At 49.2% G+C, this 238-nt stretch carries 1 protein-coding gene; it reads right to left on the bottom strand.

Features of this window, described 5'->3' with window-relative positions; genetic code table 11:
* On the bottom strand, nucleotides 1–238 hold a 238-nt coding region (locus SB724_RS21705), incomplete at both ends, for a fimbria/pilus periplasmic chaperone (RefSeq protein ID WP_410573131.1).

Consider the following 238-nt stretch of genomic DNA (forward strand, 5'->3'; position numbering starts at 1 on the left):
TTCACGCATATTGTAGAAAAATAGCGTTTCGCGATCGCCCGGTAATTTCGCGGTCGAGGCTTGCTTTACTATCCGCACCTGCGTTGTTGCTTTCGGTTCCAGACGTTGTATCGGTGGCAGGGCAACCAGAAGATCATCGCTTTTCTCCCCTTTTTCATTTTCGAGCCAGGAATAAGCGAGGTAGGGGAGTTTATCGCTACGATTATCCACGCGCAGACTGGTAGCTTTATCATTAGCG

This window comes from Bacillus sp. SIMBA_031 (assembly GCF_046535225.1).
GTDB classification, from domain to species: domain Bacteria; phylum Bacillota; class Bacilli; order Bacillales; family Bacillaceae; genus Bacillus; species Bacillus velezensis.